Below are 13,351 nucleotides of genomic sequence, written 5' to 3'. Positions count from 1 at the left end.
GACAGGAGGATGAGGAAAGCGCAGCTCAGGCGGCGTCGCCGCGACGCACCGAAAACATCGGCTGGTCGCCGCGCAACAGGCCGAGGAAGATCCCGGCCAGGGACAGGCCGATGCCGAGCAATTCCATGCCGCCCAGGTGCTTGTGGAACAGCAGCACGTCCCAGACGTAGGCCAGCAAGGGCTGCAGCAGCAGGCACAGGCCGACGATGCCGGCCGGCAGTTGCGGCATGGCGCGGCCGATCACCAGCCAGCCCAGCACCTGGGCGATCGCGGCGTAGGCGAACAGGATCGCCCAGTCGTGGGCACTGGCGGGGACCAGGTTCTCGCCGCCGAACGGCACCGACACGCCGAGCATCGCCGCGCTGCCGAGGCACAGCCACCACTGCAGGGCCTCGTTCGGGGTCTGCCGGCGCCGCGCCTGCGCGGCACGGAACGCGAGCAGGAACACGCCGTAAGCCAGCGCCGTACCGAGGCCGTAGATCACGCCGAGACGGAAACGCGCGTCGACGCTTTCCCAGCCCGGCGCGAGCAACAGGCCCAGGCCGACCAGGCCCATCAGCAGGCCCACCCACAAGCGCCAGCCGGCGCGTTCGCCGAACACCAGGGCGCCGACACCGGCGAGGACGAAGACCTGGAAGTTGGCGAGCAATGTCGCCAAGCCGACCCCGACATACAGGATGCTGCGGTGCCAGAGCCACAGGTCCAGCGCGAGGAAGGCTGCGCCGAGCATCACCAGGCCCAGGGTGCGCGCGTCCGGACGCCAATGGCGCATGCGGCCGCGCCGCCAGGGCTGGCCGAGCAGCGCCAGCAGGATCACCCCGGCCAGGGCCATGCGCCAGAACGCCGAGGCGGCCGGGCCGATCTCGACCCATTTGACGAACACCGCCGAACTGCTGATCACCGAGGCGCCGATCAGCATCTCGATCAGCGGCGTACGCAGGGTGGCGGAGGAAGACGAGGCGCTCATGCGCGCCTCCCCGAGGTCAGCCGAAACGATGCGCGAGACATGAGCAGGACTCCATGAGCACCGGAGCGCGGTCGGAGCGATCCGGAGGCCCCGCGTCGGCGACCGGCATTCGGCCGGACGCGCCACGAGGCTCGATGAGTAGAGAGAGAGAGGCATCAGGCACGCGGCCTGTCTGCCGTGGCCCGCTTCCGCCGGAGCGGTCGAGGGCTGGCGGCGGTCCGGGCGTCGCGGCCCGGGCTCAGGCCGGAAGCAGGCCCGGCGGCGGCATCGCCCCGTTCGGGGCCGACTCGCGCGGGTCGGCGTCGGCCGGTTCGCTCGCCGGCGGCGGTTCGCCCAACGACAGCGACTCGACCACCTCGCGCGCCTGCGGCCAGGCGGCCTCGGGCACGCAGACCTGGACCGGACCGAACGGCAACTCGCCGATACCGCCGAGCAAGGCCTCGCCCTTCATGAACACCGGAATGCCGGCCGCCTCCAGCGCATGCCGGACCAGATGGGCGTCGATCAGATGGGCGGCTTCATAGACGACTTTCATCGTCGCAGTCCTTCGGCGCAGCGGCCTCGCGAGTCTGCGGCCAGCATACGCCGCGCCGACCGGCTTGGCCCGTGAACGGCGCCCGGACGCAGCGTTCCAGGCAAGCCGCGCAAACCGGCCAGCGCCATGGCGAGGACGCATACGGGCAGCCGACGCCCGCGCCCCGACCGTCCTGATGATTCGTCCGAGCGGCGTTTCGGCCCGGCCGCCGGGCCGCCGCGAGGCAGGGACCGCCGCCAAAGGCTAAACTTCACGACCTTCCCAGCCTTTGCCGTGACGCATGTCCGCCGATCCCGCCCGCACCGCTCCCGAATCTCCGACCGACTCCGCCGCTCCCGCCGCGGTCAAGCAGGACTTCGTCCGCCAGATCGTCCGCGAGGACCTGGCCAGCGGCAAGCACCAGGCGATCCGGACCCGTTTCCCGCCCGAACCCAACGGCTATCTGCACATCGGCCACGCCAAGGCGATCTGCCTGGATTTCGGGGTCGCCAACGAATTCGGCGGGCGCTGCAACCTGCGTTTCGACGACACCAACCCGGCCAAGGAAGATCCCGAATACGTCGCCGCGATCCAGGAAGACGTGCGCTGGCTCGGCTACGAGTGGGCCGAGCTGCGCCATGCCTCGGACTATTTCGAGGTGTTCTATCTCGCCGCGCAGAAGCTGATCCGCCAGGGCGACGCCTTCGTCTGCGACCTCAGCGCCGAGGAAGTGCGCGCCTACCGCGGCAACCTCAACGAGCCGGGCCGCAACTCGCCGTACCGCGAGCGCAGCGTCGAGGAGAACCTCGACCTGTTCCAGCGCATGCGCGCCGGCGAGTTCGCCGACGGCGCGCGCACCCTGCGCGCGAAGATCGACATGGCTTCGGGCAACATCAACCTGCGCGACCCGGCGCTGTACCGGATCAAGAAGGTCGCGCACCAGAACACCGGCGACGCCTGGCCGATCTACCCGATGTACGACTTCGCCCACTCGCTCAGCGACTCCTGCGAGGGCATCACCCACTCGCTGTGCACGCTCGAGTTCGAAGACCACCGCCCGCTGTACGACTGGTGCGTGAGCCGGGTCGACCTGCCGAACTCGCCCGAGCTGCTGGCGCCGCTGCTCGCGCGCGGCCTGCCTAACGAAGCGGCGATTCCGCGCCAGATCGAGTTCTCGCGCGCCAACCTCAACTACACCGTGATGAGCAAGCGCAAGCTCATGGTGCTGGTGCAGGAAGGCCTGGTCGACGGCTGGGACGACCCGCGCATGCCGACCCTGCAGGGCATCCGCCGCCGCGGCTACACCCCGGCCTCGCTGCGGCTGTTCGCCGAACGCCTGGGCGTGAGCAAGCAGAACTCGACCATCGACTACTCAGTGCTCGAAGGCTGCCTGCGCGAGGACCTCGACGCCGCCGCAGCGCGCCGCATGGCCGTGCTCGACCCGCTCAAGCTGGTCATCACCAACCTCGGCGACGAGCACGAGGAGTCGCTGCATTTCTCCAACCACCCGAAGGACGAACGCTTCGGCGCGCGCCAGGTGCCGTTCTCGAACCAGTTGTGGATCGAGCGCGAGGACTTCGAGGAAGTGCCGCCGAAGGGCTTCAAGCGCCTGATCCCGGGCGGCGAAGTGCGTTTGCGCGGCGCCGGCATCCTGCGCTGCGACGAGGTGATCAAGAACGAGGCCGGCGAGATCGTCGAGCTGCGCGGCACCCTCGATCCGGAATCGCGTCCGGGCATGGCCGGCGCCGACCGCAAGATCAAGGGCACCATCCACTGGGTCAGCGCGCGCCACGCCATCGCCGCCGAAGTACGTCTGTACGACCGCCTGTTCGACGTCGCCGCACCGGACGACGACAGCGACGGCAAGACCTACCAGGATCATCTCAACCCGAATTCCCGCCGCGCGGTGACCGGTTATGTCGAACCGGCCGCCGCGACCGCCGAACGCGAGCAGGCCTTCCAGTTCGAGCGTGTCGGCTATTTCGTCGCCGACCGCTACGACCACAGCGCCGAACGCCCGGTGTTCAACCGCAGCGTGACCTTGCGCGACACCTGGGCCGCCCAGGCATGAGCCCGAAGATCCCCAACCTGTTGACCAAATCGGTGACGCTGGCGCTGCCGGAGTGGATCGACGAGGTCGTCGACCGCAAGCGCGCCTATCTCAACGACGAAGACAAGGTCGCGCTGGCGGTCGAGCTGTCGCGCCACAACATCGAGACGGGCAGCGGCGGGCCGTTCGGCGCGGCGGTGTTCGACGGCAACGGCCTGGTGGTCGGTGTCGGCGTCAATCGTGTGGTGCCGCAGAACTGCTCGGTCGCGCATGCCGAGATGATGGCCTTCATGTGCGCGCAGGCCGCATTGAGCGTATTCCGCCTCAACGAGATCGGCCCGATGACCCTGGCGACCTCCGCGCAGCCGTGCTGCATGTGCTACGGCGCCAGCTTCTGGGCAGGCATCGACACCTTGCTGATCGGCGCGCGCGCCGAAGACGTGATGCGGCTGACCGAGTTCGACGAAGGCCCATTGCCGGCGGATTGGGCCGGCGAGCTTGAACGCCGCGGCATCGCGGTACGCCGCGACCTGCAGCGCGACGCCGCCTGCGAGGTGCTGCGTCGTTACGGCGAGAGCGGGATCGCGTACTGACGTCGTTCCGGGACGGGCGCGGTTTGAACCGCGAACGGCTCCATGCATGCCGCGCGGCCGATGCGACCGCACGGTCGCGGCTTGCGCCGCTCCTACCCTGAAGAAAGCGAGTTCCCACGATGACCGATAACGCCCTGCTGTGTTGGTGCCGCGCCGGTTTCGAACCCGAGCTTGCCGGCGAATTGAACGAACGCGCCGCGCGCGCCGGCCACCCCGGCTATGCGCGTACCGAGCGCAACAGCGGCTACGTCGAGTTCATCGTCGAGGACGCCAGGGCGCTGTCGCGCGCGCTGCCGTGGTCGTCGCTGATCTTCGCGCGCCAGAAGCTGGTGCGCCTGGCCGACCTGCGCGGCCTCGATCCGGCCGACCGGATCAGCCCGATGCTGGCCGCGCTCGAAGCGCAGGCCGGCAGCGGCCTCAACGTTTCCATGTTCGGCGAGTTGGTGGTCGAGCATCCCGACTCCGACGAACACAAGCCGCTCGCCGGCCTCGCGCGCAGCTTCGGCAACGCCCTGCGCCCGGCGCTGCGCAAAGCCGGCTGGCTCAGCAAGTCCGACGATGCGCGGCGCCCGCGCCTGCACGTCGCCTTCCTCGCCGGCGATCACGCCATGCTGGCGATGTCCGAACCCGGCGACAGCTCGCCGTGGCCGCTCGGCATCCCGCGCCTGCGCATGCATCCGGACGCGCCGAGCCGCTCCGCGCTCAAGCTCGAAGAAGCCTTGCTGACCTTCCTCGACGCCGACGAACGCGAGCGCCTGGTCCGCGACAACATGCAAGCCGCCGATCTCGGCGCCGCGCCGGGCGGCTGGACCTGGGTGTTGATGCGCAACGGCATGATGGTGACCTCGGTCGACAACGGTCCGCTGCGCCAGGCCTTGCTCGACAGCGGCCGCGTCGATCATCTGCGCGCCGACGGTTTTTCGTGGCAGCCCAAGCGCAAGCTCGACTGGATGGTCTGCGACATGGTCGAGCAACCCGCGCGCGTGGCCGAGCGCATGGCCACCTGGTTCCGCGAGAGCTGGTGCAAGCAGGCGATCTTCAATCTCAAGCTGCCGATGAAGAAGCGCTGGGAAGAAACCAAGACCTGCCTGGAAGCGTTCGAGTACCAGACCCATCGCCCGATGATCGTGCGCGCGCGCCAGCTGTACCACGACCGCGAAGAGATCACCGTGTTCGCGACGCCGAAGTAAGCCGGCGGTGGGGTACGCCGGGAAAAGCCTACCGCAGGTCGGTTGCGTCGCTGCCGACATCCGGCATTCATGCCGGGCGCCGCGTTCGTTCAGGCGCGGTTTCGCTGTTTTACATCGACTTGACCGAACCGGGTCTAGCGTCGCGGTGTCCCCACGCGAGGTTACTGCGATGAAACAGCACGCGACTCACCCGCACACCCTGATCGGCCTGGCGCTGGTCGCCGCACTCGGCGCCAGCGCCGCCGCGGCCCAGACCGCAACCAAGGTCCAGTCCAAGCACGATGCGGTCGAGAAGGCCGAGATGGCCGCCGGCGAAGCCCGCGCGGCCCGCCAGGATGCCTCGACCGCGCAGGCCGCGGCCCAGGCCGCAGCCGCGACACGCAACGAAGGCGCGTTGAGCGAACGCGGCGCCCTGACCGCCGAGGCGACCGCTTATCAAGCCAAGCAATCGGCGATCCAGGCCCAGGAGGCCGCACGCCAAGCCACCATCGCTGCCGAAGCGGCGCGGTCGGCGCAGGCCGCTGCGACCGCCGGCAGCAATCCGACCGGTGCGGCGATCGAAGCGCGCGCCGCCGGCGACGCCGCGCGCATCGCAAGTTCGGTTGCGACCGACGCGACCACGGTGGCGCAGGCCGCCGCGGCGGCGACCGCCGAAGCCACTCAGCAGACCGACGCGGTTCCGCAACCGACGCCGCCGCCCGCCCCGGTCGCCCCGGTGCAGCCGCAGGTCACGATCACCTCCAGCCCGCCGAACTCGGTGGTCGGCGAGTACAAGATCGACTTCGACGCCCTCGACGCCAACCACGACGGGCACCTCAGCCGCGCCGAAGCGCGCAGCAACGCGACCCTGACCGCGGAGTTCCGCGCGGTCGACATCGACAACAATGGGCGCCTGAGCAAGAAAGAGCTGTCGGGCTGGATGCGTTGATCGTCATCTGACCTTCGCCTCCCGCGAACGCCTCCGGAAACGGGGGCGTTCGTGTTTACGGGAGGCGGCAAGCAGCGCAACACAGCGCCCCCCCTGTAGGAGCGGCGTAAGCCGCGACCAAGGGACGCGCAGATCCGGCAATGCCGATGCAATTTAAGCGGCGCGCTGTCGCAGGGGTAGCAGCGGCGCAGCCACGATACGTGACAACGGCTTCGCAGCGACCGTGCCATAGCCGAATGACCGCCGAGTTTCTCCGCCGTTGTCGTTGCTGTTGTCTTGTCGTTAGCTGTTGCCGTGCGCCGCCTCGCTCTAGCGAAGGCAATTGAAGACCCGAAGGGCGGCCCGCAGGGATGCGGGCCGTTTTTCATCGGGACAGGGATGTCCCGCATGAAAAATCACCGCGGATGCACCGTTCGTGCGGGCCTGTGATTCAAAACAAAGCATTTTTCTTTGGTTACCTTTCTTTTATTGCTTTGGACAAAAGAAAGTAACCCGCCGCTTTAGTGGCGGAAGCTTGGGGGTTGATCTTGATCTTGCCTCAGAGAGACGCCGCTAGACCGCCACAGCGATGTCGCGGCTTGCGCCGCTCCTACCCCGGCCAAAAGCACGCCGCCTCGACGAGCGGCGACGGCCTTTTGTCTCTGCGCGTCCAGCGGTCGCGGCTTACGCCGCTCCTACAGGGGATGGCGTCGCCGCGCTTGGATTTCCATTAATGGCTTTAGCTTTGACTATTGCCGTGCGCCGCCTCGCTCTAGCGAAGGCAATAGAAGACCCGAAGGGCGGCCCGCAGGGATGCGGGCCGTTTTTCATCGGGACAGGGAGGTCCCGTATGAAAAATCACCGCGGATGCGCCGTTCGTGCGGGCCTGTGATTCAAAACAAAGCACTTTTCTTTGGTTACCTTTCTTTTGTTGCTTATGACAAAAGAAAGTAACCCGCCGCTTTAGTGGCGGAAGCTTTGGGTTTGATCTTGATGTTGATGTCGATCCTGATCTTGCTGGATAGCCACGCCGCTAGACCGTCACAACGATGTCGCGGCTTGCGCCGCTCCTACCCTGGCGAAGGCACGCCGCTTCGACGAATGACCTCGGCCTTGTCGCTTGTGCGCATCCCTCGGTCGCGACTCACGTCGCTCCTACAGGTACAGGTACGTAGCAACACACTGATGGGGTAGCTCCAGGGCAGGAACAACCCCGCCAGCCCCGCTTGCACCCCGCCCTCGTTGCGGCATAGTGCCCGACTCCACCTGCCGCCCGCCCTGCCCGACCTATGACCGCCAGCCCCGTGTCGCCGTCCGTCTCCGTCCCCGCGCGCCGGCTCGACCGCAAGGACACGCGCACTCTGCTGCTGTCGGCGCTCGGCGGCGCGCTGGAGTTCTACGATTTCGTGATCTTCGTGTTCCTGACCGCGACGCTGCGGCAGTTGTTCTTCCCGCCGGGCATGCCGGGATGGCTGGCCGAGCTGCAGGTCTACGGGATCTTCGCCGCCGGCTACCTGGTGCGCCCGATCGGCGGCATCGTCATGGCTCACTTCGGCGACCGCTCGGGGCGCAAGCGCATGTTCGCGCTGAGCGTGTTCCTGATGGCGCTGCCCACCCTGTGCATCGGCCTGTTGCCGACCTACGCCCAGATCGGCATCGCCGCGCCGCTGTTGCTGTTGTTCCTGCGCATCGTCCAGGGCATCGCGATCGGCGGCGAGGTGCCGGGCGCGTGGACCTTCGTCGCCGAGCACGCACCGCCGGGCCGGGTCGGCTTCGCCTGCGCCAGCCTCACCGCCGGCCTGACCGCGGGCATCCTGATCGGTTCGCTGATCTCGACCGCGATCAACACCTGGTTCGCGCCCGCCGAGGTGCTGGGCTGGGCTTGGCGGGTGCCGTTCCTGATCGGCGGCGTGTTCGGGTTTCTCGCCGTCTACCTGCGGCGCTGGCTCAGCGAGACGCCGGTGTTCACCGCGATGCGCGAGAGCCGGCAACTGGTGCGCGAGCTGCCGCTCAAGCAGGTGCTGCGCGACCATCGCGCCGGGGTCGTCCTGTCGATGCTGGTGACCTGGCTGCTGACCGCGGCGATCGTGGTGATCATCCTGATGACGCCGACCCTGGTGCAGAGCCAGTTCGGCATCGCCCCGCAACGCGCTTTCCTCGGCAACAGCCTGGCCGCGTTCTGCCTGACCCTCAGTGCGATCGGCGGCGGCCTGCTGGTCGACCGCCTGGGCCGCGGCCGCGCCTTGCTGATCGGTTCGCTCGGCTTGTTCGCGAGCAGCTACGCGCTGTACTACGACCTCAACCACGGCGGCGCGAATTTCCTGGCGCTGTACGCCCTGGCCGGCGTGTTCGTCGGCGTGGTCGGGGTGATCCCGGCGGTGATGATCGCCGCCTTCCCGGCGCCGGTGCGTTTCTCCGGGCTGTCGTTCTCGTACAACGTCGCCTACGCGGTGTTCGGGGCGCTGACGCCGCCGTTGATCGGTGTCCTGGCGCCGAGGTTCGGCGGCATGACCGCCGCGTACTACGTCATGGCGGTGGCGGTGATCGGGGTGTTGGTGTCGGTGTACCTGCTGAAGACCAGGCGGCGGTTTCACGAGCATTGAGCGAGAGAGCTTCAGCTCGCAGCCGAGGCAAATCCCCACGGCCGCTGCGCGGCCGTTCGCCCCCTCGTCAAACGGGGGCAACACCACGAGCCGCGGCCGAAAGTGCCAGCAGCGGCGACAGTAAGCACGTCATCGTCGGAGCGGGTCAGCAGACCATGACGAAGTAGCTGCCGAACAGCCACAGGCCCAGGGTCCACAGGCAGAGCATGGCCACCAGCGCGGCCAGCAACAACGGCAGTCGCCGCGTCCACTTCAGGCCGCCGGTCGCGCGGACCGCGCCGAGTACCGCCGCGAGCCCCAGGACGAAGAACAGGCCCAGCAGGCCGAAGCCCAGCGCCCAGAACACAGGGCCCTTCTCGCCGGTGCCGGGCGGGCACTGGCTCGTCGCGACGGCCCACTGCGGCGACGATGCGATCAGCAGTACCGACCAGCGTTGCCAGCGGCTGGGTTTCGATCCATCGCTTGGCTTCATCGCACGCTCCATGTCGGTGCGCACGATCGTATCGCAGCAGTGCGCCGCGATTCGACGGCCGGCCGTGACCGGGTCGATCTCAGCGGAGCGGCGCCGGATGCCAGCGCTACAACCCGGCCGCGCGTTTCCAGAAATAATGCGTCAGCGGCGGCAGCTTGCCGGCCAGGCCGAGCATCGGCCCGCGCAGCAGGGTCGCGGCGACACCGTCGTTCGAGAACACCCGGTTCAAGCCCTCGAAGCCGTAGGCCGCGAGTGCGTTCTCGCTGCGCCGTTCGCGCGCCCAACGCGCCAGGCGGGTCGGCGACCCCAGGTCGAGCCCGCGCCGCTGCGCCTGCTTGAGGCTGCCGCGCAACGCAGCGATGTCGCGCAGGCCCAGGTTGACGCCCTGCCCGGCGAGGGGATGCACGACATGGGCGGCATCGCCGGCGATCACGACGCGGCCGGCGAGGTAGCGCTCGGCCAGTTGCCGGCGCAGCGGAAACGCGGCGCGTTGCGAGACCCGGGTCAAGGCGCCCAGGCGGCCGCCGAAGGCGCGTTCGAGTTCGCTCAGAAACGCCGCGTCGTCGCTGGCGAGCAAGCGCTCGGCTTCGGCCTCGGGCAGGGTCCAGACGATCGAGCTGCGACGGTCGCGCGCGCCGGCATCGCCGAGCGTCGGCAGGAACGCCAGCGGCCCGCCCGGCAGGAACCGCTGCCAGCAGGTCGCTTCATGGCTCAGTTCGCTGTCGACGTAGGCGACCAGGCCGCGCTGGCCGTAATCGTGGCTGGGCGCGTCGATGCCGCTGAGGCGGCGCAGCTTGGATTCGGCGCCGTCGGCGGCGACCACAAGCCGCGCGCGCAGGCGACGCCCGCCGTCGAGGATCACCCCGACGCTGTCGGGCGCGTCGAGTTCCAGCGAATCGACTTGGTCGGGGCAATGCAGTCGCACGCCGGCCGTCGGCAATGCGGCCCACAGCTTGTCGACCAGCAAAGCGTGCTCGACGATCCAGCCGAGCTCGCGCCGGCCGAACGCGTCGGCATCGAAACGCAGTTCGCCGCCGCCGGCCGCGTCCCACACGCGCATCGAGCGATACGGCTGCAGACGCGCCTCGCGCACACCCGACCAGACGCCCAGATCGTTCAACAGGGCGGCGTTGTCGGGGGCGAAAGCGTATACGCGCAGGTCCGGACGCTCGGCGTTCCAGCGAGGCGGTTCGCGGGTTTCGACCAGGGCCACGTCGAGGCCGTCGCACGCGAAGGCGAGCGCCGCCGCCGCGCCGACCACGCCGGCGCCGACCACGACCACGTCGAGCAGATCGCGCCGGCTCATGCGCGGCCTCCGGACGCATGCAGGTCGTCGTGCTCGCCGCGGCACAAGGCCGGCACGTCGCCGCGATAGCCCATCGCGCCGCCGACCAGGAACGACTGCGCGCTCGGCAGGCGATCGACCGCGAACAGGCCCAGGCTGCGCAGCGGCCGCATCAGGCCGCTGTCGTTGGCGGCCAGCCGCGCCGCGCCGTCGGAGAACGCGACGGTGCGCTCGCGGTCGGTGGCGCGTCGCTGCGCATAGCGTTCCAGCAGGTCCGCGCCGCCGCAATCGATCTTGCCGTCGGCGCCGCCGGCTGCGAGCCGGCGCTCGATCAGTTCGGCCAGGGTCATCGCATCGCGCAGGCCGAGGTTGAAACCCTGTGCGCCGATCGGGTGGATGGTCTGGGCGGCGTTGCCGACCAGCACCGCGCGCGGCCCGGTGATGCGCCGCGCGAGCACCCGGATCGCCGGGTACAGGCTGCGCGCGCCGCAGGCGAGGAAGCGCCCGGCGCGCCAACCGAATGCGTCCTGGACACGGGCGAGGAAGCCGGCTTCGTCCAACCCGGCGACTTCGTCGGCGTCGGCCGTGGCGACGCTGTGGACCAGGCCGTAGTGGCGATCGCCGCGCGGCAGCAGCGCGGTCGGGCCTTCGGCGCCTAGCCGCTCGTAGGCGGTGCCGTCGGGCGCGCGTTCGCCGCGCAACCGGGTCACGAACAGGGTCTGGCCGTAGTCGTATTCGTCGGCGCCGATCGCGAGCGCTTCGCGCACGCCGCTGCGGGTGCCGTCGGCGGCGACCAGCAGGCGCGCGCGCAGGACGCGCTCGCCGGCGCCGTCGGCGACGCGGATCGCGCGCCAGGCCGGGTCGCCGTCGGCCAGACCGACGAAACGTACCGGGCGGTAACGCTGCAGGCGCGGCAGTTCGGCCAGGCGCGCTTCCAGCGCCTCGCCGAAATCGCGCGCGACCACGATCCGGCCGAATTCCTCGCGGCCGTAGCGCTCGGCTTCGAGCATCGCGCGGCCGAAGTCGCCGCGGCGGCTGATATGGATGCGCCGGATCGAACCGGTCGGCGCGCGCAACTTGGCCAGCACGCCGAGGGCGGTCAGGGCGTTGACGGTGGCTTCGGCGAAACTCAGGTTGCGTTCGTCGAACACCGCCGGCAAGGCGCCCGGCGGCGCCGCCTCGACCAGGCCGACATCGAGGCCGAGCCGGTCGAGCGCGATGGCGAGACTGGCGCCGACCAAGCCACCGCCGACGATCAGGACGTCGTGGCTGGCATACACCGCAGATTCGTCCGCGGCGGATGTGGCGGAAGCGGACGCGAGGGGAGCGGGCTCGACGGGAGCGGGCGTCGCCGCAGCCGGCGCCTGCCCCTCGGGGGTGTCTACGACTGGATTCATGCGTTCATGATACGACCGCGCCCGCGGCGAGTCTGTCGGAGGCGGCCAGGATCTTGTGCACGGGTCGCTCTTCGTCGCCAAGGATCAAGCACTTAGCACCGGATCGCGCTGCGATCCGTTCACCCCGGGACGCAAACCGGCACTTTCGCCGCAGGTTCCTTAGAATGGGCGGATTGGCGCGCCAGTCCGGCGTCAGGAGCCACAGTCATGAAGCCGAACACCCAACGCAGCCTCGTCCTGGCCTTGCTGGCCCTGTTGATGGTCGCCACCCGCGTCAATCACTGGACGCCGATCCCCGACGCCTCGTGGGCGGTGTTCTTCATCGGCGGCTTCTATCTGCGCCACTGGACCCGCTGGGCCTTCCCGGCGCTGATGGCGCTGGCCGTGGTCGTCGACTACGCGGTGATTTCCCGCCAGGGCATCAGCTTCTGGGACCACTACTGCGTCTCGGCGGCGTACTGGTTCCTGGTCCCGGCCTATTTCTCGATGTGGGCCGGCGGCCTGTGGGTCTCGCGCAACTACCGGAGCAACTGGGGCACGCTCGGCCGGACCGTGGCCGCCCTGCTCGCCTCGACCGTGATCTGCCAATTGCTGAGCCAGGGCAGCTTCTACTGGCTGTCGGACTCGGTCGCCGACAAGAGCGTCGCCGGCTGGGCCGCCAACTACGCCCAGTGGCTGTTGCCCTACCTGCAGACGACCGCGACCTATGTCGGCATCGCCGCCGTGGTCCAGGTCATCGCCGCGTCCGCGGCCAAGTCGAAGGCGTCGGCGACGCACTCCGACGGCGCCCGCAAGCTCTGACCGCGCGCCTCGATCGATGGGCAACCGTCTCTCGAAAATCTATACGCGCACCGGCGACGACGGCAGCACCGGCCTCGGCGACGGCAGCCGCATCGCCAAGGACTCGGCCCGGGTCACCGCCTACGGCACGGTCGACGAGGCCAATTCGACGATCGGCCTGGTGCTCGCCAGCGAATTGCCGGACGCCATCCGCGAACAGCTGGTGGCGATCCAGCACCAGATGTTCGACCTCGGCGGCGAGCTGTGCATTCCCGGCCATGCGGCGATCTTCGACGCCGACATCGACCGCCTCGAACAATGGCTCGACGGCCATAACGAAGAACTGCCGCCGCTGAAGGATTTCATCCTGCCCGGCGGCGGCGAGGCCGCGGCGCGCTGCCACATCGCCCGCACCGTGGTGCGCCGCGCCGAGCGCGAAACCGTCGCCCTGGCGCGGCTGGACAGCGTGCGCCCGGAAGCGGTGCGCTATCTCAACCGCCTCTCCGACCTGCTGTTCGTGCTGGCCCGCGTGCTGGCGCGCGCGAGCGGCCACGGCGAGGTGCTGTGGAACCACGAACGCCGCAAGGGCTAGC

At 69.3% G+C, this 13,351-nt stretch carries 12 protein-coding genes; 7 read left to right on the top strand and 5 right to left on the bottom strand.

All coding sequences use genetic code 11. The annotated features are described in order from the left end of the window. Window positions 1-25: 25 nt before the first annotated feature. Entirely contained in the window at window positions 26-967 is a 942-nt protein-coding gene (locus AC6CH2_RS10700) for a DMT family transporter (RefSeq protein WP_498269241.1), read from the bottom strand. A 238-nt stretch (window positions 968-1,205) separates the two neighbouring features. Further along, complete coding sequence (locus AC6CH2_RS10695; RefSeq protein ID WP_498269240.1) at window positions 1,206-1,502, bottom strand: putative signal transducing protein; 297 nt, start codon at window positions 1,500-1,502, stop codon at window positions 1,206-1,208. Window positions 1,503-1,782: 280 nt separating this feature from the next. Here AC6CH2_RS10695 and AC6CH2_RS10690 point away from each other — a divergent pair, with 280 nt between their 5' ends. From AC6CH2_RS10690 to AC6CH2_RS10670, 5 genes are all read left to right on the top strand, one after another. Further along, entirely contained in the window at window positions 1,783-3,552 is a 1,770-nt protein-coding gene (locus AC6CH2_RS10690; protein WP_498269239.1) for a glutamine--tRNA ligase/YqeY domain fusion protein, read from the top strand. 17 nt (window positions 3,553-3,569) lie between these two features. Next, entirely contained in the window at window positions 3,570-4,124 is a 555-nt protein-coding gene (locus AC6CH2_RS10685) for a deaminase (protein ID WP_498269526.1), read from the top strand. Window positions 4,125-4,243: 119 nt separating this feature from the next. Further along, window positions 4,244-5,314, top strand: a complete 1,071-nt coding sequence (gene rlmM / locus AC6CH2_RS10680; RefSeq protein ID WP_498269238.1) for a 23S rRNA (cytidine(2498)-2'-O)-methyltransferase RlmM — start codon at window positions 4,244-4,246, stop codon at window positions 5,312-5,314. A 169-nt stretch (window positions 5,315-5,483) separates the two neighbouring features. Continuing rightward, window positions 5,484-6,242, top strand: coding sequence for an EF-hand domain-containing protein (locus tag AC6CH2_RS10675; RefSeq protein WP_498269237.1), 759 nt, complete (start codon window positions 5,484-5,486; stop codon window positions 6,240-6,242). A 1,268-nt stretch (window positions 6,243-7,510) separates the two neighbouring features. Further along, window positions 7,511-8,824, top strand: a complete 1,314-nt coding sequence (locus AC6CH2_RS10670; RefSeq protein WP_498269236.1) for an MFS transporter — start codon at window positions 7,511-7,513, stop codon at window positions 8,822-8,824. Window positions 8,825-8,969: 145 nt separating this feature from the next. Here AC6CH2_RS10670 and AC6CH2_RS10665 read toward each other — a convergent pair whose 3' ends face one another. The 3 genes from AC6CH2_RS10665 to ubiH all read right to left on the bottom strand — a co-directional run bounded on the left by AC6CH2_RS10665 (window position 8,970) and on the right by ubiH (window position 11,861). Continuing rightward, window positions 8,970-9,296 (bottom strand): hypothetical protein, encoded by a 327-nt coding sequence (locus tag AC6CH2_RS10665; RefSeq protein ID WP_498269235.1) that lies wholly within the window; start codon window positions 9,294-9,296, stop codon window positions 8,970-8,972. A gap of 106 nt (window positions 9,297-9,402) precedes the next feature. Then, on the bottom strand, window positions 9,403-10,602 hold the full coding sequence (locus AC6CH2_RS10660) for an FAD-dependent oxidoreductase (RefSeq protein WP_498269234.1): 1,200 nt from the start codon (window positions 10,600-10,602) through the stop codon (window positions 9,403-9,405). Next, entirely contained in the window at window positions 10,599-11,861 is a 1,263-nt protein-coding gene (gene ubiH, locus AC6CH2_RS10655; RefSeq protein ID WP_498269233.1) for a 2-octaprenyl-6-methoxyphenyl hydroxylase, read from the bottom strand. Before ubiH ends, AC6CH2_RS10660 begins: the two co-directional genes overlap by 4 nt. A 324-nt stretch (window positions 11,862-12,185) precedes the next feature. Between ubiH and AC6CH2_RS10650 the strand changes: the two genes are divergently transcribed. Beyond that, window positions 12,186-12,779: a hypothetical protein gene (locus AC6CH2_RS10650; protein WP_498269232.1), complete on the top strand. Its 594-nt coding sequence runs from the start codon at window positions 12,186-12,188 to the stop codon at window positions 12,777-12,779. 16 nt (window positions 12,780-12,795) lie between these two features. Then, entirely contained in the window at window positions 12,796-13,350 is a 555-nt protein-coding gene (locus AC6CH2_RS10645; protein ID WP_435396365.1) for a cob(I)yrinic acid a,c-diamide adenosyltransferase, read from the top strand. Window position 13,351: the final 1 nt, after the last annotated feature.

It is taken from the genome of Lysobacter sp. GQ73, from assembly GCF_059758755.1.
The sequence above is the reverse complement of the archived record's forward strand: the minus strand, read 5'-3'. Positions and strand labels throughout refer to the sequence as shown.

Excerpts from the sequence above, each read along its gene's own strand:
- AC6CH2_RS10700 (WP_498269241.1), bottom strand. The coding sequence starts at position 967 with ATGAGCGCCTCGTCTTCCTCCGCCACCCTGCGTACGCCGCTGATCGAG.
- AC6CH2_RS10660 (WP_498269234.1), bottom strand. The coding sequence starts at position 10,602 with ATGAGCCGGCGCGATCTGCTCGACGTGGTCGTGGTCGGCGCCGGCGTG.
- AC6CH2_RS10665 (WP_498269235.1), bottom strand. The coding sequence starts at position 9,296 with ATGAAGCCAAGCGATGGATCGAAACCCAGCCGCTGGCAACGCTGGTCG.
- AC6CH2_RS10690 (WP_498269239.1), top strand. The coding sequence starts at position 1,783 with ATGTCCGCCGATCCCGCCCGCACCGCTCCCGAATCTCCGACCGACTCC.
- AC6CH2_RS10675 (WP_498269237.1), top strand. The coding sequence starts at position 5,484 with ATGAAACAGCACGCGACTCACCCGCACACCCTGATCGGCCTGGCGCTG.
- AC6CH2_RS10650 (WP_498269232.1), top strand. The coding sequence starts at position 12,186 with ATGAAGCCGAACACCCAACGCAGCCTCGTCCTGGCCTTGCTGGCCCTG.
- AC6CH2_RS10645 (WP_435396365.1), top strand. The coding sequence starts at position 12,796 with ATGGGCAACCGTCTCTCGAAAATCTATACGCGCACCGGCGACGACGGC.
- rlmM (WP_498269238.1), top strand. The coding sequence starts at position 4,244 with ATGACCGATAACGCCCTGCTGTGTTGGTGCCGCGCCGGTTTCGAACCC.
- AC6CH2_RS10695 (WP_498269240.1), bottom strand. The coding sequence starts at position 1,502 with ATGAAAGTCGTCTATGAAGCCGCCCATCTGATCGACGCCCATCTGGTC.
- AC6CH2_RS10670 (WP_498269236.1), top strand. The coding sequence starts at position 7,511 with ATGACCGCCAGCCCCGTGTCGCCGTCCGTCTCCGTCCCCGCGCGCCGG.